This is a genomic window from Vibrio sp. V42_P2S4T144, from assembly GCF_009904715.1.
Lineage (GTDB): Bacteria > Pseudomonadota > Gammaproteobacteria > Enterobacterales > Vibrionaceae > Vibrio > Vibrio alginolyticus.
On sequence record NZ_WXWS01000169.1, the window covers coordinates 1 to 19,520 of the forward strand.

Sequence of the window (19,520 nt, forward strand, 5' to 3'; positions counted from 1 at the left end):
TCGCATTTGTTTCATTAGTGCTGGCTTAGGCTCAATTATTGGAAGTCTTGCATGTTCCAGTTGCCAATATCTGCAGCTGGACCTTCTCCACCCTCTTGGCCATCTGCGCCTAGAGTGAAGATATCGATTGTACCGTTATCACCTGGGCTTAAGTATTGGTACTGGTTGCCCCAAGGGTCATTAGGAAGACGTTTGATGTAACCACCATTACGGTAGTTGCGTGGCTCTGGGTTAGATGGCTTGCTAACCAATGCTTCTAGACCTTGGTCCGTTGTTGGGTAAACGCTGTTATCCAACTTGTACATATCTAGGGCATTTTCCAGCGCTACGATATCCGTAATCGCTTTTTGTTGGTCAGCCTTCTCTTTGTTACCCAATAGGTTTGGAACAACAAAACTTGCCAAAATACCCAGGATAACCACAACAACCATCACTTCTAAAAGTGTAAAACCCTGTTGTTTACTACGCTTAAACTTCATTTTTTTCTCCGAAAGTTAGATTAAAGCCATGCCGTTAGTAGACACGTCTTAATTCGAAATTATCCGCTCATCAAGTTATTCATTTCTAGCATTGGCATCAAGGTCGCCATCACAATGAACAACACTAATCCAGCCATTAATGCAATCAGCGCAGGAGTAAACACACCCAGAGCAATATTGACTGTTGATTCAAAGTTTTGATCTTGGTTATCGGCTGCCCGCGTCAACATGCTCTCTAATTCACCACTTTGCTCACCACTGGCGATCATGTGTAGCATCATTGGTGGAAACAAGCGAGTTTGGTCCAACGCCTTACGCAAACTAGCGCCCTCTCGGACGTTATCCGCTGCAAGCAAGACTTGCTGCTTCACATAACGGTTAGACATAACATCTACCGCAACGCGCATACCCTCGAGAATTGGAATCGCACTGGAAGTACAGATCGAAAGTGTTCGTGCGAATCGTGCGGTATTCAAACCTCGAGAGATCTTACCTATTAGCGGTAAGCTCAAGATTTTTCTGTCCCAAGCTAAGCGAAAGTCTGGCTTTTGCAACGCCAGTTTGAGGCCATAGAAAAGCGCCACCAGCACAACGAAAATAATCAGCCCCCAATCTTGCACAAACTCACTGGCTGCCAGTAAAAATTGCGTCGATTGAGGTAACTCTTGGCCCATCTGAATGATGGGTTCAATGATTTTAGGAACCACTGTCGCCAATAAGAACGAAACGATGACAACCGCGAATACCACCAAAACTACAGGATAAATCATGGCTTGAAGCAATTTAGAACGCATCTTTTGGCGGTTTTCGACATAGTCTGCCAAACGCTCTAATACGGTATCGAGGTGACCTGATTTTTCGCCCGCCGCAACCATAGAGCGGTACAGTTCATCAAACACGTGTGGGTAATCGGCAAAACTGTCGGCAAGCGGATAACCCTCTGTTACTTTCGAGCGAACCGCAGCCAACATAGAACGAATCCTCGGCTTTTCAGCCTGCTCAGAGACCGCACGCAAACACTCTTCCAAAGGCATACCTGATTGGACTAGCGTAGACAATTGCCGTGTGATGAGTGCCAGCTCAGATGTTGAGACGCCGCGCTTAAAGCTGACTGAACCTGAAGACTTAGCCGATTTAGCTTTCGTCTCAACCACTTCAATCGGGATCATCCCTTGCTCTTTGAGTCGCTGGCGCACTTGTCGGGCGTTGTCCCCTTCTATCGTGCCTTTTTTATGCTTGCCTTTTGCATCTAGCGCTTTGTACTCAAATGCCGCCATTAGGTTTCCTTCGTCACTCGCATCACTTCTTCAAGTGACGTAATGCCACGACGCACTTTGCTTAAACCATCGCTGCGAATACTTGGCGTATGGGCGCGAACGGCTCTCTCAATTTCTTGCTCACCAGACTCTCGGTGAATCAACTCTTGTACTTGCTCATCAACCATAATGAGCTCGTGGATACCTGTTCGACCTCGGTAGCCTTTTTGGTTACACGCTTCACAGCCTTTTGCTCGGTGCAGTTCTAACGGTTCATGCGCTTCCATACCAAACAGTTTTTTCTGTTCCGCATCGGCTTCATACGGCTCTTTACAGCTTGGACAAAGCGTTCGAACTAAGCGCTGCGCTAGCACCCCTAATAACGAAGAAGAAATAAGGAATGGCTCAATACCCATATCACGTAGACGCGTAATCGCACCCACTGCGGTGTTGGTGTGGAGAGTCGACATTACCAAGTGACCCGTTAAGGACGCTTGCACTGCAATTTGTGCGGTTTCTAAGTCACGGATCTCACCGACCATCACCACATCCGGGTCCTGACGCAGAATGGCACGCAAGCCGCGCGCAAACGTCATGTCGACCTTTGGGTTCACCTGAGTTTGACCGATGCCATCAATATCAAATTCGATCGGGTCTTCAACCGTTAGAATGTTGCGTTCGTTGCTATTGATCTCTTGCAAGCCAGCGTACAAGGTGGTGGATTTACCAGAACCTGTCGGGCCCGTCACCAAGATGATACCGTGAGGGCGGCCAATCAAGTGACGGAAGTTGTCATGCACTGAAGGGGTCATGCCCAAACTATGTAAATCAAGACGAGTCGCGTTTTTATCCAACAGACGCATTACCACGCGCTCCCCATGAGAGGACGGCATCGTCGATACACGCACGTCCACCGCACGACCACCGATACGCAACGAAATACGGCCATCTTGAGGCACACGCTTTTCTGCGATATCTAGTTTAGCCATAACCTTCACACGAGAAACCAGCAAAGGCGCTAGCTTACGACTTGGGGTCAGAACTTCACGTAATACGCCATCGACACGGAAACGAATCGAAAGGGTTTTCTCGAACGTCTCAATATGAATATCCGACGCACCTTCTTTGATCGCTTCACCCAACATGGCGTTGATCAATTTGATGATTGGCGCATCGTCTTCCGATTCTAATAAGTCTTCATCATGCGGCAGTTCTTCAGCCAAAGAGAAGAAATCATCGCTATCAGCACCAATATCTTCCATCAACTGACGCGCTTCAGACGAGTCGCGTTGATATGCTTCAGTCAGCTTTTTATCAAAGGCTTCTTTATCGATAGGTTGCGGTACGAAGCTTTTCTTTAATACACGACGGACTTCAACCAGAGCCGCAGGGTTAAGCGGCTCGACATAGTAAAGAATAGGTGGACGCTCAGGATGCTCTGTCTCCAGCACCAGTTTAAAGCGGTTGGCAAAACTGAATGGCAGACGACGCATACTTGGCGCTGTGTCTAACATATCAACCATTAGTTGTTTTCCATTTGATCAATAAACGCTTGGATCTCTGTTGGGTGCTGACGCTCCTGGCCAAAGGCTGGCATAACCGGGATCTTCTCGTCAGCCATCAACTTCAAACCTTGATCCGCTTTGTAAAGCTGTTCTGCGCGAATAAAGTTGTATTTACGCTGCGTAATACCGTCGGCCGTCACACCATCGCGAATAATCGTCGGCTTGATGAACACCATCAAGTTACGTTTTTCTGTTTGCGTGCTAGTTGACTTGAACAGATGGCCAAGTACCGGAATGTCACCCAATAGCGGCACTTTAGACTCACTTTCAAGTGCGCGTTCATCGACCAAACCACCAAGAACCAACATCTGACCATCTTGGATCATGACAGAGGTGTTTAACTGTCGTTTAGCAAAGCGAACGTCAACCGCACCGTTTGCGCCTAATACGTTGGAAACTTCTTGTTCAATGTTTAACTGTACAGAGTCACCTTCGTTAATTTGTGGCACTACTTTGAGTTTGATACCGACTTCTTTACGGTCAACCGTTTGGAATGGGTTGTCGTTGTTTGAGCCAGCCGTAGAGCCCGTAATAACCGGAACCTCTTCACCCACAATAAATGATGCTTCACCATTATCCATTACAGTGATACTTGGAGAAGATAGAATGTTTGAGTTGGAGTCAGAAGCAACAGCACTAATTAGCGCTGTCCAGTCACCCATGACAATACTCATTGCCGCACCATTTACTCCGCTAAGTGCTGACGCTAGCGTAGAGTAGTCACCTGATTCAGTAACATCATATGGCGTTCGTTCGCCATTAGAGTTGGTATAGTATTCAGTTCGGGTTTGATCTTTTGCTTCTTCTAGCCCAACCATCACCTGACCAATCGGGGCTCCTGAGTTACCGTACTGAATTACAGCACCCGTTTCTAATGAACCCCACTGAACACCTAGGTTAATACCATCACCTTCAGACATTTCGACAATTAACGCTTCAATAAGAACCTGAGCACGACGAATATCGAGTTGAGAAATGACGTCTTGTAATGCCATCATAATATCTGGTGGCGCTGTTAAAACTAACGAGTTAGTTGCAGCGTGAGCAGCAATGACGACCTCACCACGCGATGCACCTGATGTTTTCTGACCGGCTTGTTTTTCAGCTTGCAGGTTATCGGAAACACCTTTCAATACATCCACCAAATCTTCAGCTTTCGCATTTTTCAGGTACACAACTCGGTTGTTACCTTTTGTCGCCATTTCAACATCAAGTTGACGAATCAAACGTTTCAAGCGGGCTCTTACTTTTGGATCACCAGAAATTAAAATCGCGTTAGTACGTTCATCGGCCACAATTTTAGGTTCAAGGAACTCTGGCGTGCTTTTCTGATTCGCACTTTTATTCAGTGCTTCAACAATGCGTACCATTTCAGCAGCAGATGCATTACGCAGCTCTACCAATTCAATTTCTTTATCACCGGCTTGGTCAACACGCTTGATGATCTCTGCTAAGCGATTCACTACTGCCGCACGACCTGTGATCAAGATAATATTCGCTGGATCATAATGAACCACGTTACCGGCACCGGCGTTATCAATCAGCTGACGAAGTAGAGGAGACAACTCTCGAACCGACACATTACGCACCGCGACAACTCGAGTGATAACACTATCGCCTTGCGCGCTGCCATCACCTAACACAGGGATTGCTGAGGTTTTTGAGTCTTTTGCTTTGATAACCTTAAGTACCCCATTGTCCATCTCTACGACTGCGTAACCGTATACTTCAAGGACATTAAGGAAAAAGCTGTAGTATTGCTCTTCGTTAAGAACGTCATAGCTGCGGACATCGATTTTACCGCGTACTGAAGGATCAACAATGATGGTCTTTTCGAGGTTACGACCCACTATGTTGATGAATTCTTGAATATCAGTGCCTTTAAAGCTCGCACTAAATTCGTTTGCCATTGCACCTGGTACGCAGAGTAAACTTCCTGCTAGTAGCCAAGCACTTTTGCTGAACCAATGTTTCACGTATGTCTCCCTGAACTTACGCCGGTTGCCTAAGTCTTACAATTGGATATAGATATCGTACTGTTGGCCGTCTCGCTCAACAGTTAAATTTAATTCTTGCGGATCGCTCATCACTTGCATCAGTTGTACTGAAGAAGACGGGTCACTTAAATCGATCCCGTTCAGTTGAACCGCAATATCGCCAGGTTGTAGTCCTACATCATTAAATAATGCGGCATCACGACCAGGTGACACTCGATAACCAACAATGTCTCCGTCTTTTTTGACGGGTGAAATGGTGATGTATTTAAAAACGCTTTGTGGATCTTTCGCAATTTCCTCGCGGATTTGCTCTAATTTCTCTCCAACGTCAGACGTCGCTGCTTCTGCTCGCTGAGCTTGCGCCCTGGCTACCTGCGGCGATTCAGATAGCTTCTTATATTCTATACCTTCCATCATTAAGGTCTCGTCTCGACCTTGGTTATCAATGATGACGCGATCCACCAATACCGCTTTTAGTGTCGCACGTGTCCCTTCGATTTCTTCACCCAAACCGTACGTAGCTTGCTTACCTCGGTTAGCAATAACAGCAAGGCTGGTGTTGGCATCACTACTTGCAACCGCACCGACCAGCGTAAGGTTAAGGCGCGTCTTAGGGGCGTCTTTAACAATAGGCTGTTCTACAACCGCCGCTTTTTGCTCAGTGTATTTACCGAATAGGTTGGCATTCTGAAGGGCATTAAAATCTATCGCGTCGCCTTTATTGCTCGCAGCAACGCTACTCGCCGATGGACGCCATTGCGGCACTTCCGACGATTGAGGTATGGCTAACCACACAATTTTGCCAAGTATCCATCCGGTTATCGCAATAAACAGACAGGTAAGCAACAAGCTAAGTTTGGCTTGAATGGTATAATGATTGGACTTGATCTGAGCCAGTAGCGGTCTGCTTGATAATCCTGCACTTAGCTCTAAACGTTTCACTGAATGGATTCCTTTATTCTAACGTCCGTCATTTAAGCTATAACGATAGCTATCGACTTTAAATTGCTAAATTTGCAATAAAATTATTACTCAACAAAGAGCAGTGAACTATATCACAAGTTGTCTTTCATACCTTTTTCTTATGCAGTTTTTGCCAACTCCCTTGAAAAAAATACGCCTTGACTCCATCTGTAGGTGAATAATCCATCACTCATTGCCGTATTCGGGCAGTGATTAGATAGCGTAGTGTTCTATGAGTTCCCTAAATGAAGCCGTTAGGCTAGATAAATGGCTATGGGCCGCAAGATTTTACAAAACCCGCTCCATCGCACGTAACATGGTCGATGGCGGTAAAGTCCACTATAATGGCCAACGAAGCAAGCCGAGTAAAATCGTTGAAGTGGGCGCTGAAGTCAGACTTCGTCAAGGCAACGAAGAAAAAATCGTGATCATCGAACAAATCTCAGATCAACGCCGAGGCGCTCCCATCGCACAAACCTTATATCGCGAAACCAATGAGAGTATCGCGAAACGTGAGGAACACGCGACTCAACGTAAGCTTAATGCCCACAACCCAAGTCCGGAACGCCGCCCAGATAAAAAGCAGCGCAGAGACATCATTAAGTTCAAACACCAATAAAAGCCGGAATTACCAACGAGGAAAGCACTCCATGGCAAATAATGTTTTAAACCGCTACCTATTCGAAGATCTTTCAGTACGTGGCGAGTTGGTACAATTGGATGAAGCGTACCAACGTGTTATCTCCAGCAAGGAATATCCGGCAGCAATAGAGAAACTGCTGGGTGAGCTACTCGTTTCAACTACTCTTTTAACTGCCACTCTTAAGTTCGAAGGTTCGATCACCATCCAGCTACAAGGCGACGGTCCTGTGTCTCTTGCCGTTATCAACGGTGACCATAACCAACGTGTTCGTGGCGTAGCTCGCTGGGAAGGCGATGTTGCCGATGACGCAAACATTCACGATCTAATGGGTAAGGGCTACCTTGTGATCACCATCGAACCGAAAAACGGCGAGCGTTACCAAGGCGTCGTTGGATTAGAAGGTGACACTTTAGCAGAAGTGCTAGAAGGCTACTTTGCAAACTCAGAGCAGTTAAAAACGCGCCTATGGATCCGCACTGGTGAGCATGAGGGCAAAGCACACGCAGCAGGTATGTTGATTCAAGTGATCCCTGACGGCACTGGCTCTCCAGATGATTTCGAACATCTAGAGCAGCTCACTGACACAGTAAAAGATGAAGAATTGTTTGGTTTAGAAGCGAACGAGTTATTGTATCGACTATATAACCAAGACAAAGTACGTCTGTACGAGCCGCAACCTGTCGAGTTCCATTGTGGCTGTTCACGTGAGCGTAGCGGTGCCGCAATCATCACCGTTGAGAAAGCTGAAATTTATGACATTTTGGCAGAAGTTGGATCAGTTTCTTTACATTGTGATTACTGTGGCACAACTTATACGTTCGACGAATCTGAAGTCACTGAACTGTATGCACAAGCTTCTACAGACAAGAAAACCCTGCATTAATTTACATAGCTTATCAAGCACGTAATTTACCCTACAAAAGGCCAGCTTAATGCTGGCCTTTTTGTGATCAACCCCTCGTAATAACTAGCCTCAAGCGTAATAAAACAACTGCTTAATTTTAAACAATTAATAATGATTTTGCCCTAGCGCAAAGGATTGCGTGCACGATAGACTATTCCCACCAATATGTGACGGGTTACCTAAAACCTTATTGAAATCATGGGTAAATTTTGAGCTATCTCCCTGTTTTCTCCCCGCCCCGTTGCTAGCATGGTGAGCAGATTAAAATTAAAACATTCTTACAAAATCCCTACAAAATCCTTATAAGGAGCACCTATGACCGTTATGGAACATACTAAGGCTGCAACACTTGATCTAACCAAGCACGGACTGCATAACGTAAAAGAGGTTATTCGCAACCCAAGCTACGAAATGTTGTTTGAGGAAGAAACGCGTGAAGACCTAACCGGTTATGAGCGCGGCGTGGTTACTGAACTAGGTGCGGTTGCCGTTGACACTGGCATCTTTACTGGTCGCTCACCAAAAGATAAATACATCGTCAAAGACGCTACGACAGAAGAACATATGTGGTGGACGTCTGATCAAGTGAAAAATGATAACAAGCCAATCACTCCTGAAGTGTGGGACGAGCTAAAAGAACTGGTCACAAACCAGCTTTCTAACAAACGCTTGTTTGTTGTTGACGGTTACTGTGGTGCAAACCCAGATACACGTTTGAGCATTCGTGTTATCACAGAAGTCGCATGGCAAGCGCACTTCGTTAAAAACATGTTTATTCGCCCGACGGAAGAAGAGTTAGCGACATTTGAACCAGACTTCGTAGTAATGAATGGCGCAAAATGCACTAATCCAAAATGGGAAGAGCAAGGCCTGAACTCAGAAAACTTCACCGTATTTAACCTAACTGAGCGCATGCAACTTATCGGTGGTACTTGGTACGGTGGTGAAATGAAGAAAGGTATGTTCGCGATGATGAACTACTTCCTTCCACTAAAAGACATCGCATCAATGCACTGTAGCGCTAACATGGGCAAAGATGGCGATGTAGCGGTATTCTTCGGTCTATCTGGTACGGGTAAAACGACCCTGTCGACTGATCCTAAACGTGCGCTAATTGGTGATGATGAGCACGGCTGGGATGATGACGGTGTCTTCAACTTCGAAGGTGGTTGTTACGCAAAAACCATCAAACTTTCTAAAGAAGCGGAGCCGGACATCTACAACGCAATTCGTCGTGATGCACTGCTAGAAAACGTAACAGTACGTGGCGATGGCTCTATCGACTTTGATGATGGTTCGAAAACAGAAAACACACGTGTTTCTTACCCTATCTACCATATCGATAATATCGTTAAGCCAGTATCAAAAGGCGGTCACGCGAATAAAGTGATCTTCCTATCAGCCGATGCATTTGGCGTACTGCCTCCAGTATCTAAATTGACACCCGAGCAAACTAAGTACCACTTCCTGTCTGGCTTTACCGCCAAACTAGCGGGAACAGAGCGCGGTATTACTGAGCCAACACCAACTTTCTCTGCTTGTTTCGGCGCGGCGTTCCTAACGCTTCACCCAACTAAATACGCAGAAGTACTGGTTAAACGCATGGAAGCAGCAGGCGCTGAGGCTTACCTAGTGAATACTGGTTGGAACGGCACTGGCAAACGTATCTCTATTCAAGATACACGCGGAATTATTGATGCCATTCTTGATGGTTCGATTGAAGAAGCACCAACTAAGCACATTCCAATCTTCAACCTTGAAGTACCAACGTCACTACCAGGTGTGGATCCTAGCATTCTAGACCCTCGCGACACGTACGTTGACCCACTTCAGTGGGAAAGCAAAGCGAAAGATTTAGCAGCGCGCTTTATCAATAACTTTGATAAGTACACAGACAACGCTGAAGGTAAATCCCTGGTTGCGGCTGGTCCTCAGATTGATTAAATCGAGTAACAGCGACGTCGCGTAAACGCAGTGAAAAGTTGGCATTAACTTATCACCTTTACGTAGGCCAAGTTACAAAAATTGCTTCAAGCCCCTCTTTTGAGGGGCTTTTTATTGAATACCACAGAATATTGATACAAGCTAAAGCCTATCTAGTTTTATTTCATAACACACGTAGGTTCTAGCAAAGATGAAAACAGCGCGTCGAGTTCTACTTCTGTTACTGGTTATCTTAGTTGCCATTCCAGCCGCTACGATTGCGCTGCTAACAACATCTTACGCGGACGCAACCTGGCGCTTGCTGTCAAACACCTTTTCTCTTCCCTTCCGGGCCGGAAGCGTGCGTTATGGCTTTCCCTATCACCTAACTTTACAACGCGTGAACACCAGCGGAGACGATGCGTCTTACATCGAGCAAGTCGATTTATGGATGAATCCCGATGTTTATCGCGATGGTAAATGGATCGTTGATAGTTTATTGATTGATGGTATGAGCTTGCAGTATGGCACACCAAAGCTCCCACCTTTAGACAACGTTTTATTCCATCAAATCGCGCTCAAAAATATTGATTACGCCGACGAGCAGTTCTCTGCCAATGGCATTGACCTTCAAATTCAATCACCACAATGGAATGGTCATTTAATACCATATGGCGAAGTTCAACTTGCAGCTGACCAACTCTATTGGAATGGCGAAGCCTTTAATCAAGTCTTAGTCGATATAGACTACAAACCGCAAGACAGTACGCTTTATGGCACCTCTTTTAACTGGCGTAACAGTCAAATATCTGGGCAAGGGGAGCAGTATCCTCAAGGCTGGTCTTTAGTAAATGTGACCATCAACAAGCTGAAACTGAGTAATACGCAGCGCCAATCACTGATTGCAAAACCTTGGCACGATCTACCATTTAGCATTAATCATATTAATAGCTTAGATTTGCTTAACGCCGATATTGAATGGGGCGACTGGCACTGGCAGAACTTGGATCTTTCTGTGGAAAACGCCACGCTGCCACTGTCTCTCTGGAAGACAAAAGCTCAAGTGTCATTGCAGGCGGATAGCGTTCGATTCCAGCAGCAAACCGCAATAGAGCCACGTTTGAGTGCCGCTATCGAGCCAGGAGTAATCCAGCTCAACGAGCTCAGCTTAGATTGGCAGCAAGGTCGAGTGCAAGTTTCTGGATTGTTCACGCCAACACAATGGAAGCTCAAAGAAGCCTCTATTCAAGGCCTCAAGTGGGCAACACAGCCAGAAGACAACCTAAATTGGTGGCACGCCGCCACCAGCGAGTTAGAGCATGTTGCAATCGAACGACTCGACATTGAGCGCAGCCAAATTATCCAGCTATCTCACGAACCTTATTGGCAACTTTCCGGTTTAAATATCGAAGGGCAACAGCTTGATATTAAACAGTCGGCTCAACGTTGGGGCCTTTGGCAAGGCGAATTGGAAGTCAGCGTTGTCAACGCCAGCTGTGACCAAATACTCACGTCTCACGCAGCACTTGCCATGCAAAGCAAAGATGGCTTTTGGCAATTGACTCGCCTTTTTGCGCCACTCGAGCAAGGCTACGTAGAAGGCATCGGACAAATAGATTTGAGTACCCCGAGCCAACCTTGGGCGCTCAACGTCAATGCTGATGGTATTCCCTTATCGCTCTTCCACGATTATTTTTTACCCGACACACTGGCTATTGATGGTTTTTCCGATCTCAGCCTCGATCTACAAGGGTTATCAGGTGATCGCAACATGCTGGCCTACAGCTTATCGGGTGAAGTGGAAGCCAATCTCCGAGATACCCGCTTGAAGTCCCAAGCGGATCATTCGCTCAAAGCCATTACCTTAAGTCCACTGCGTTTAAGCGCGCAACGAGGGGAAGTTGCCATAAAGCCGGTCACCATCTCAGGAAAAGCCATAAGTGGTAAGGTTTGGGGTACATTTGATATGGCCAACAACCCGCTAAGTGGCATTACTTATCAATTGGAAGAGTCGTGCGGAAACATTGAAGGCGATCTACTAAGTGGCGAAACCCACCGTAATGAGTGCGTGAACGCATCAAAACTGGCCGAGCCTACTGATATTGAGACTCCACAGAAAAATGAACCTTCCATCGAGAAGCCAATCGTGATTGATAACATCAATTTGGAGACTCAAGAGGAAGAGCTTTACGAAGAAGTTATCGAAGAAGATGAAGTACCCGACACGAATTCCGCAGCAGAACAAACCCTCTCACCGACAGAGCAAGAAGGTGAAACAGATAAGCGCCCAGCAGATCAGTCGGCGCTTACCCCATCAGCAACTGAGTAACTGCGAGTAGTTCGGTATCAACATATAGGTACCGACAAAATCAACAGCTGGCGTGTCACCACTATAAATCACTACGTGAATAACGATGCGTGCTTTGCGTCCCGACTCCAATCGGTCTAGGTCACCACTGATCCCATCCAACGAAGTACTCGCCACGGGGTTTTGTTCGACTGGTTGACGATAGCGAATCGAGCTGTCGGCCAACACAATATCACCGTGCAGCCCACGCTCTTTAAGCAGCAGCCACGTCATCCCCCACCCTGTCAGGGTTGCTAAGGTAAAAGCTGACCCAGCGAACATGGTGTTATGCGGATTAAGGTTAGGATTAAGCTGCGCACAGCATTCAAACTGGTAACCCGTGTACTGGTTAATCTTGATCCCCATTTTGTCGCTAATTGGGATTTGTTGCTCCCAGCGCTGTTGAAGCTCAGTACACCATTCAGGGCGACGTAACACATTGGCCATCGGATCCAGTTGCTTCACCATTTGCTGATGGCGCACAGGGCCACGCTCATCGGTCAGCTCACCTCGACGCTCAAAGCCATTTTTTTCATAAAAGGCGATGGCATCTTCACGGGCATTACACACCAAGCGTTTCGCTCCTTCCTGGCGTGCTAACGACTCTAGTGCAACCAAAACCAGCGAACCCATCCCTTTGCTACGGCGATTATTTTTAACCGCCATATAGCGGATCTGGCCATCATTGTCCGGCGTAATGTATAAACGGCCAATCGCCATAGGACGACCTCGACCATCAACAATCATGCGGTGATGACTCATTTCGTCGTATTCATCGCGCTCTGAGCCGATCGGCATACGCCATGGCTCACGAAGCAGTTGCCAGCGAAACTGATAATACTTGTTTATCTGATTATCGGTTTTGGGAGTAATGAGTTTGAACATATCAATCCTTTGAAAGCACAACACTAATCAGTGTCGGAAAAATTACTCCAAGCCAATTCCATGAGCTTGGAGTTAAAGCTTAGACTATGGCGCCTGTGTTACCAGATTAGACCTGCAACCAAAACGTCACAGGACCGTCATTCACCAAGGACACTTTCATATCGGCAGCGAAGCGGCCACGCTGTGTGGGTAAGACTTCTTCACACAAGTCAGAAAAGTAATCATACAAGCGCTCTGCATCAACAGGATGCGCACCGCGAGAAAAGCCAGCTCGCGTGCCTTTTTTTGTATCCGCAGGCAGCGTAAATTGAGAAACCACCAGCACTTTACCTTCCACCTGTTTAACGTTCAGGTTCATCTTACCTTCGTCATCTTCGAACACACGGTAGGTTGTAACACGCTCCATTAAACGCTTTGCTTTAGCTTCATCGTCGTCCTTCTCTACGCCCAATAAGACCAGCAGACCACGATCAATTTCTCCTACGACTTCACCATCCACGCGGACGGCTGCTTCACTGACTCGTTGAATTAGCGCTATCACTACTCTCGCTTCCTTCATCTGTTAACTGAGATTCAGCGGTCGAGTGTATCATGTCTAAATCTTCACTCCAGTGCTCTCGCTCACCAAGCGCAGCCGTAACTTCCGCCCCCAATAACACGATCATCCAGCATAAATACACCCAAACAAATAAGATAGGAATCGCCGCTAACGCGCCGTAGATGAGCTGATAAGACGGAAACTGAGTGATGTAAAGCGCAAAGCCTTTTTTACTCAACTCGAACAGTATCGCGGCGACTGCTGCCCCCATGGCACCATGAGCGAGGTGTACTTTTTTATTCGGCACTAGAATATACAAGCCAAGAAAAGCAAAAAAGGACAGCAACAACGGTAGCCAACGCAGAAATAAATTAAACGCACCAGATAATGTCTCGTTCTCTAAAATTTGCAGCGAAGTCACGTACGACGTCGCCGCAATACTCGCACCGACCATGATCGGCCCTAACGTGAGTACCATCCAATACATAGAGAATGAAAAGACTAAACGGCGCTTGTCTTTAACTCGCCAAATGTAGTTTAAGTTCTTATCAATGTTGGAAATCAGCATGACCGCTGCGATGAATAAAAACCCACCGCCAACCGCGCTCATTTTGCCCGTATTCGCCACAAATTCCTGTAATGCCGTATGTACAGCTTCTCCAGAAGCTGGCACAAAATTCTCAATAATGTAGCCTTGCAGCACCTCACCAACGTTCGCAAAAACGGGAAATTTCGACAATATTGATAACAATACCGTCAGCATTGGCACGATGGATAACAAGGTAATGTAGGCAAGATAGCCCGCGTTCACATTCACACGGTCATGCGTTAATCGCTTAAGAAGATACTTAAAAAACGCGACGCAACTTGGCAGTAGATTGATTAATCTCGCCTTGTAACTCTCTGATAACTGGTTCATAGTTCATCCCATAATTAGCGCCGAGGACATAAGAATGCCTTATTTATTAGCAATTGTACTATCAATTTTCACTTTAACAGGGTGTCAATCTGCTTATTACTCAGCAATGGAGCAGGTTGGGTATCATAAACGAGATATTATGGTCGACCGCGTCGAAGATGCCAAAGAATCTCAACAAGATGCACAAGAAGAATTCACCAGTGCACTTGAAGCCTTGTCTGCGATCACCAACTTTGATGGTGGTGAGCTAGAAAATGTCTACAACAACATCAATGACAAATACGAAGATAGCGAAAAAGCGGCTCAAGACGTACGTGACCGTATTGCTGCGATTGAAGACGTATCCGGCGCACTGTTTGATGAGTGGCAAGATGAGCTAGAGCTGTACTCGAGTACGAAACTGCGTCGTTCAAGCGAGCAAAAACTACGTGAAACCAAAGCCTCGTACAAAACCATGCTTAGCGCTATGAAGCGTGCAGAGAAAAAGATGACACCGGTACTGGATACGCTACGTGACAACACGTTGTACTTAAAACACAACCTTAACGCCAGTGCGATTGGTTCTTTGCAAGGTGAGTTCTCTAGCTTAGAGAAAGACATTCAGTTTGCGATCAAACAAATGAACGAAGCGATTGCAGAGTCCGATAAATTCCTACAAAAGCTCAATCAAAAGTAAATGATTTAGACCTCCTCCAAGTGAGGAGGTTTTAGTCGGCGACCTCACCGAGTAAACCGATGACTCTTCGAACAAAGCCTACCCTCTCTGGTACAGTTCCCCATGGCACTTCTACCACTTCATAACCCAACTCAGTATAGACACTCACTAACGACTGATGAATCTCCAATGCTTCTTCAAAGCTGTGCGGACGCACTTCATCTTGTACGTAAATGGATGCTTCAGGTCGACAAGTAAACACCTGACTATGGTACCCAGCGCTTTCGGTTAAGAAAGCTTGGTCAACCTTACAGCCGCCCACTTGTAGGTATGCAATGATGTCGGGGATGGCGCGATCAACAAACGCAACATCATGACAACGCGCATCACTCTTTTGTTTGTCCATCAACCCAAGGCATAACTTGGCAAACTCAGGTAAATTCGTCCACGGCAAAATACCATTTTCTAACTGGCTTTGCTGCTCAATCAAGTCGCGAGACCCTTCAGGAAACGTGGCATAACCACACGCGTCTAGCGCATTCAGCAGTGTTGTTTTTCCCGCACCAGGCCCACCGGTGATAATAATCGGGTTCATATTCAACTCCAGAAAACAAAAAGCCCCGAGCATAACTCGAGGCTTCTTCTTAATTGAATCGCTTAACGAAAATTATTTCGCGCCACGAGAAGCACGCTTACGGTCGCTTTCCGTTAGGAACTTCTTACGGATACGGATGCTTTCAGGCGTTACTTCTACTAGCTCGTCGTCATCGATGAATTCTAGTGCTTGCTCAAGAGTCATCTTGATAGGCGGAGTAAGAACCTGTGCGTCATCGGTACCAGATGCACGAACGTTGGTTAGCTGCTTACCTTTCAGTGCGTTTACCGTTAGGTCGTTGTCACGGCTGTGAATACCGATAACCATACCTTCGTAAACTTCAACACCGTGACCGATAAATAGACGACCACGCTCTTGAAGGTTGAACAGTGCGTTAGTTAGCGCTTTACCCATCGCGTTCGCGATTAGTACACCGTTTACACGTTGACCGATGTTACCGCCTTTGTGAGGGCCGTAGTGATCAAACGTATGGTAAAGAAGACCTGAACCTGAAGTCAGTGTCATGAATTCCGTTTGGAAACCGATCAGACCACGTGATGGCATAACGAAGTCCATACGCACACGACCTTTACCGTCTGGAGACATGTCTTTCAGCTCACCTTTACGTAGGCCGATGTTCTCCATGATGCCGCCTTGGTGCTCTTCCATTACGTCGATCGTTACAGTCTCGAACGGTTCCATCAACTGACCATCTTCTTCTTTGATGATTACTTCTGGACGAGATACTGCTAGCTCAAAGCCTTCACGACGCATGTTTTCGATCAGGATAGAAAGGTGAAGTTCACCACGACCTGATACGCGGAATTTATCTGGATCGTCTGTTTGCTCAACGCGTAGCGCAACGTTGTGTACCAATTCCTTCTCAAGACGCTCAAGGATGTTACGTGACGTTACGAACTTACCTTCTTTACCCGCGAATGGAGACGTGTTTACTTGGAACGTCATTGTTACTGTTGGTTCATCAACAGACAATGGTGGTAATGCTTCTACTGCGTTTTGTGCACAGATAGTGTCAGAAATTTTCAGCTCGCCAAGACCAGTGATTGCGATGATATCACCCGCGTTAGCTTGTTCCACTTCGTGACGCTCTAGGCCAAGGTAGCCCATTACTGTACCCACTTTACCGTTGCGAGTTTTACCGTCAGCACCAATAATGGTTACCTGTTGGTTTGGTTTAACGCTACCACGAGTTACGCGAGCCACGCCGATAACACCAACGTAAGAGCTGTAGTCTAGCTGAGAAACTTGCATCTGTAGTGGACCATCAAGGTCAACATTTGGCGCGTCAACAACATCAACGATAGTTTGGAATAGTGGTTCCATGTTCTCGCCAGTTTCGCCTTCTTCTAGAGAAGCCCAGCCGTTAAGTGCTGATGCGTAAACTACTTTAAAGTCTAGCTGGTCATCAGTTGCACCTAGGTTGTCGAATAGATCGAACACTTGGTCCATAACCCAATCAGGACGTGCACCAGGACGGTCAATCTTGTTGATTACAACGATTGGTTTTAGACCGTGAGCAAACGCTTTTTGTGTTACGAAACGCGTTTGAGGCATTGGACCATCGACTGCGTCAACGATAAGTAGTACTGAGTCTACCATCGACATGATACGCTCAACTTCACCACCGAAGTCCGCGTGTCCCGGAGTATCTACGATGTTGATACGGTAATCGTTCCAGTCGATTGCTGTGTTTTTAGCAAGAATGGTAATACCGCGCTCTTTCTCGATGTCGTTCGAGTCCATGACTCGCTCTTCAGCTTCACCGCGAGACTCAAGCGTGCCTGATTGTTGTAGCAGCTTGTCAACCAACGTGGTTTTACCGTGGTCAACGTGCGCGATGATCGCGATATTTCTTAATTTATCAATCTGTGGAGTAGCCATGGATATTGATTCACTTAGATAGATGAAATGCCCCCACGCTGAGAACGGGTGCTCTCTGGCGACATTTGCTGATTAAAAAAACGGCCATAATGTACCAGATTTTAGCAAAAAGCCTAGAAATATGTGATCTACTCCCGAGCATTTCTGCGATTTTTACGCTTAATGCCCATTTTCTTCCTCAGAACGAATTGATTAAACGCAACTTTATTCTAATCGATGCATAATTCAAATTGACTCTTGCTCAAAAACTGGGCTGAATACGCAATGTACCTGTCACATTATGGTGCAACAATGATTTTTGGCACCATAATAGTGCAAGCAAAGATCATTTTGGTGCAAGCAAGTGCACCAAACTAGCATTCAAAAACACAATTGCTTGAAATTAATGGAATATTTTTTTTGGCACGGTTTTGGCTTTAGTTAAAACAGCATCGATTAATGAAAAGTCAAATTGATTAATCAATGCCAGGTTTCATGAATAATTCATAAATCGAGCTTTTACCGCTTATTAACACTGGAGGTTATCCAAGATGTCAGTAGAAAACGTTCTATCGCTGATCCAAGAAAACGAAGTTAAGTTTGTTGACCTACGCTTCACTGATACAAAAGGTAAAGAGCAGCACATTTCGATCCCTGCTCACCAAATCGACGCAGACTTCTTCGAAGAAGGTAAAATGTTCGATGGTTCATCAGTTGCTGGCTGGAAAGGTATCAACGAATCAGACATGGTAATGATGCCTGACGCATCTTCTGCTGTGCTTGACCCATTCACGGAAGACGCAACACTAAATATCCGTTGTGACATCTTAGAGCCTGCAACAATGCAAGGCTATGACCGTGACCCACGCTCTATCGCAAAACGCGCTGAAGACTTCATGCGTTCTACAGGTGTTGCAGATACTGTACTTATCGGTCCTGAGCCAGAATTTTTCCTATTTGATGACGTGAAGTTCTCGACGGACATGTCAGGCTCTTTCTTCAAGATCGACGACGTAGAAGCGGCATGGAACACAGGTTCTGACTACGAAGAAGGTAACAAAGGTCACCGTCCAGGCGTTAAAGGTGGTTACTTCCCAGTAGCTCCAGTAGATTCATCTCAAGACATCCGTTCTGCTATGTGTCTAGTAATGGAAGAAATGGGTCTTGTTGTTGAAGCGCACCACCACGAAGTGGCAACGGCGGGTCAAAACGAAATCGCAACTCGTTTCAACACGCTAACAACCAAAGCTGACGAAATCCAAATCTACAAGTACGTTGTACACAACGTTGCTCACGCGTTTGGTAAAACAGCGACGTTTATGCCTAAACCACTTGTTGGCGACAACGGCAGCGGTATGCACGTTCACCAGTCTCTAGCAAAAGATGGCGTAAACCTATTTGCTGGTGACAAGTACGGCGGTCTATCTGAAATGGCGCTTTACTACATCGGTGGTATCATCAAACACGCTCGTGCAATCAACGCATTCGCTAACCCATCAACAAACTCGTACAAACGTCTTGTACCAGGCTTCGAAGCACCAGTAATGCTAGCTTACTCAGCGCGTAACCGCTCTGCTTCAATCCGTATCCCAGTGGTACCAAGCCCGAAAGCACGTCGTATCGAAGTTCGTTTCGGTGACCCAGCGGCGAACCCATACCTATGTTTCGCAGCAATGCTTATGGCTGGTCTTGACGGTATCAAGAATAAGATCCACCCAGGCGAAGCGATGGATAAAGACCTTTACGATCTTCCAGCTGAAGAAGCAGCAGAAATCCCAACTGTTGCATACTCACTAAAAGACGCGCTAGCAGAGCTAGATGCTGATCGTGAGTTCTTAACAGCGGGCGGCGTATTCTCTGACGACTTCATCGATTCATACATCGACCTTAAGTCTCAGGACGTAGAGCGTGTAAACATGACAACTCACCCTGTTGAGTTCGAACTTTACTACTCTGTGTAAGGTCGACAC

16 protein-coding genes are annotated in these 19,520 nt (G+C 46.2%); 6 read left to right on the forward strand and 10 right to left on the reverse strand.

Annotated features, from left to right (window positions below; translation table 11 throughout):
* Window positions 1-35 precede the first annotated feature (35 nt).
* From gspG to gspC, 5 genes are read right to left on the reverse strand one after another with little or no spacing between them, the layout of a single operon-like run.
* Window positions 36-479, reverse strand: coding sequence for a type II secretion system major pseudopilin GspG (gene gspG, locus CAG68_RS05915; protein ID WP_054579411.1), 444 nt, complete (start codon window positions 477-479; stop codon window positions 36-38).
* A 59-nt stretch (window positions 480-538) separates the two neighbouring features.
* A complete protein-coding gene (gene gspF / locus CAG68_RS05920) occupies window positions 539-1,756 on the reverse strand; it encodes a type II secretion system inner membrane protein GspF (RefSeq protein ID WP_005379297.1) in 1,218 nt (405 codons plus the stop codon).
* Window positions 1,756-3,258 carry a type II secretion system ATPase GspE gene (gene gspE, locus CAG68_RS05925; RefSeq protein ID WP_005379296.1) on the reverse strand — a complete coding sequence of 501 codons (1,503 nt, stop codon included), beginning with the start codon at window positions 3,256-3,258 and terminating at the stop codon, window positions 1,756-1,758. The genes gspF and gspE overlap by 1 nt, the downstream gene beginning before the upstream one ends.
* The gene (gene gspD / locus CAG68_RS05930) at window positions 3,258-5,276 is read right to left on the reverse strand and encodes a type II secretion system secretin GspD (RefSeq protein WP_005379295.1); all 2,019 of its coding nucleotides are present in this window, start codon (window positions 5,274-5,276) and stop codon (window positions 3,258-3,260) included. Before gspD ends, gspE begins: the two co-directional genes overlap by 1 nt.
* Before the next feature lie 36 nt (window positions 5,277-5,312).
* The gene (gspC, locus tag CAG68_RS05935; RefSeq protein ID WP_005379294.1) at window positions 5,313-6,239 is read right to left on the reverse strand and encodes a type II secretion system protein GspC; all 927 of its coding nucleotides are present in this window, start codon (window positions 6,237-6,239) and stop codon (window positions 5,313-5,315) included.
* Between the two features lie 253 nt (window positions 6,240-6,492).
* Between gspC and hslR the strand changes: the two genes are divergently transcribed.
* The 4 genes from hslR to CAG68_RS05955 all read left to right on the forward strand — a co-directional run bounded on the left by hslR (window position 6,493) and on the right by CAG68_RS05955 (window position 12,059).
* Window positions 6,493-6,879 (forward strand): ribosome-associated heat shock protein Hsp15, encoded by a 387-nt coding sequence (gene hslR, locus CAG68_RS05940; protein WP_005379292.1) that lies wholly within the window; start codon window positions 6,493-6,495, stop codon window positions 6,877-6,879.
* 31 nt (window positions 6,880-6,910) lie between these two features.
* Window positions 6,911-7,786, forward strand: a complete 876-nt coding sequence (gene hslO / locus CAG68_RS05945; protein ID WP_005379290.1) for an Hsp33 family molecular chaperone HslO — start codon at window positions 6,911-6,913, stop codon at window positions 7,784-7,786.
* Window positions 7,787-8,122: 336 nt separating this feature from the next.
* A complete protein-coding gene (gene pckA / locus CAG68_RS05950) occupies window positions 8,123-9,751 on the forward strand; it encodes a phosphoenolpyruvate carboxykinase (ATP) (RefSeq protein WP_005379288.1) in 1,629 nt (542 codons plus the stop codon).
* 190 nt (window positions 9,752-9,941) lie between these two features.
* On the forward strand, window positions 9,942-12,059 hold the full coding sequence (locus tag CAG68_RS05955) for an AsmA family protein (protein WP_161440913.1): 2,118 nt from the start codon (window positions 9,942-9,944) through the stop codon (window positions 12,057-12,059).
* Here the strand turns inward: CAG68_RS05955 and CAG68_RS05960 are convergent.
* From CAG68_RS05960 to CAG68_RS05970, 3 genes are all read right to left on the reverse strand, one after another.
* Window positions 12,045-12,962, reverse strand: coding sequence for a bifunctional GNAT family N-acetyltransferase/hotdog fold thioesterase (locus CAG68_RS05960; RefSeq protein ID WP_005379283.1), 918 nt, complete (start codon window positions 12,960-12,962; stop codon window positions 12,045-12,047). The two genes, CAG68_RS05955 and CAG68_RS05960, sit on opposite strands and share 15 nt — an antisense overlap.
* A gap of 106 nt (window positions 12,963-13,068) precedes the next feature.
* Window positions 13,069-13,503: a D-aminoacyl-tRNA deacylase gene (gene dtd, locus CAG68_RS05965; protein WP_005379282.1), complete on the reverse strand. Its 435-nt coding sequence runs from the start codon at window positions 13,501-13,503 to the stop codon at window positions 13,069-13,071.
* The gene (locus CAG68_RS05970; RefSeq protein ID WP_005379281.1) at window positions 13,475-14,419 is read right to left on the reverse strand and encodes a virulence factor BrkB family protein; all 945 of its coding nucleotides are present in this window, start codon (window positions 14,417-14,419) and stop codon (window positions 13,475-13,477) included. Before CAG68_RS05970 ends, dtd begins: the two co-directional genes overlap by 29 nt.
* A gap of 34 nt (window positions 14,420-14,453) precedes the next feature.
* Here CAG68_RS05970 and CAG68_RS05975 point away from each other — a divergent pair, with 34 nt between their 5' ends.
* Window positions 14,454-15,095, forward strand: coding sequence for a DUF2959 domain-containing protein (locus CAG68_RS05975; protein WP_086046430.1), 642 nt, complete (start codon window positions 14,454-14,456; stop codon window positions 15,093-15,095).
* A gap of 31 nt (window positions 15,096-15,126) precedes the next feature.
* Here the strand turns inward: CAG68_RS05975 and CAG68_RS05980 are convergent, their stop codons facing one another.
* Window positions 15,127-15,669 (reverse strand): AAA family ATPase, encoded by a 543-nt coding sequence (locus tag CAG68_RS05980; protein ID WP_031779018.1) that lies wholly within the window; start codon window positions 15,667-15,669, stop codon window positions 15,127-15,129.
* 72 nt (window positions 15,670-15,741) lie between these two features.
* A complete protein-coding gene (gene typA, locus CAG68_RS05985; protein WP_005379276.1) occupies window positions 15,742-17,571 on the reverse strand; it encodes a translational GTPase TypA in 1,830 nt (609 codons plus the stop codon).
* A gap of 530 nt (window positions 17,572-18,101) precedes the next feature.
* On the opposite strand from typA, the gene glnA reads away from it, so the two are divergent.
* Complete coding sequence (gene glnA, locus CAG68_RS05990; RefSeq protein ID WP_005379275.1) at window positions 18,102-19,511, forward strand: glutamate--ammonia ligase; 1,410 nt, start codon at window positions 18,102-18,104, stop codon at window positions 19,509-19,511.
* Window positions 19,512-19,520: the final 9 nt, after the last annotated feature.

What these genes read in the sequence shown, in the direction of transcription:
- gspG (WP_054579411.1), bottom strand. Translation starts at nt 479, where the DNA reads ATGAAGTTTAAGCGTAGTAAACAACAGGGTTTTACACTTTTAGAAGTG.
- gspF (WP_005379297.1), bottom strand. Translation starts at nt 1,756, where the DNA reads ATGGCGGCATTTGAGTACAAAGCGCTAGATGCAAAAGGCAAGCATAAA.
- gspE (WP_005379296.1), bottom strand. Translation starts at nt 3,258, where the DNA reads ATGGTTGATATGTTAGACACAGCGCCAAGTATGCGTCGTCTGCCATTC.
- hslR (WP_005379292.1), top strand. Translation starts at nt 6,493, where the DNA reads ATGAGTTCCCTAAATGAAGCCGTTAGGCTAGATAAATGGCTATGGGCC.
- hslO (WP_005379290.1), top strand. Translation starts at nt 6,911, where the DNA reads ATGGCAAATAATGTTTTAAACCGCTACCTATTCGAAGATCTTTCAGTA.
- pckA (WP_005379288.1), top strand. Translation starts at nt 8,123, where the DNA reads ATGACCGTTATGGAACATACTAAGGCTGCAACACTTGATCTAACCAAG.
- CAG68_RS05955 (WP_161440913.1), top strand. Translation starts at nt 9,942, where the DNA reads ATGAAAACAGCGCGTCGAGTTCTACTTCTGTTACTGGTTATCTTAGTT.
- CAG68_RS05960 (WP_005379283.1), bottom strand. Translation starts at nt 12,962, where the DNA reads ATGTTCAAACTCATTACTCCCAAAACCGATAATCAGATAAACAAGTAT.
- CAG68_RS05970 (WP_005379281.1), bottom strand. Translation starts at nt 14,419, where the DNA reads ATGAACCAGTTATCAGAGAGTTACAAGGCGAGATTAATCAATCTACTG.
- CAG68_RS05975 (WP_086046430.1), top strand. Translation starts at nt 14,454, where the DNA reads ATGCCTTATTTATTAGCAATTGTACTATCAATTTTCACTTTAACAGGG.
- CAG68_RS05980 (WP_031779018.1), bottom strand. Translation starts at nt 15,669, where the DNA reads ATGAACCCGATTATTATCACCGGTGGGCCTGGTGCGGGAAAAACAACA.
- typA (WP_005379276.1), bottom strand. Translation starts at nt 17,571, where the DNA reads ATGGCTACTCCACAGATTGATAAATTAAGAAATATCGCGATCATCGCG.
- glnA (WP_005379275.1), top strand. Translation starts at nt 18,102, where the DNA reads ATGTCAGTAGAAAACGTTCTATCGCTGATCCAAGAAAACGAAGTTAAG.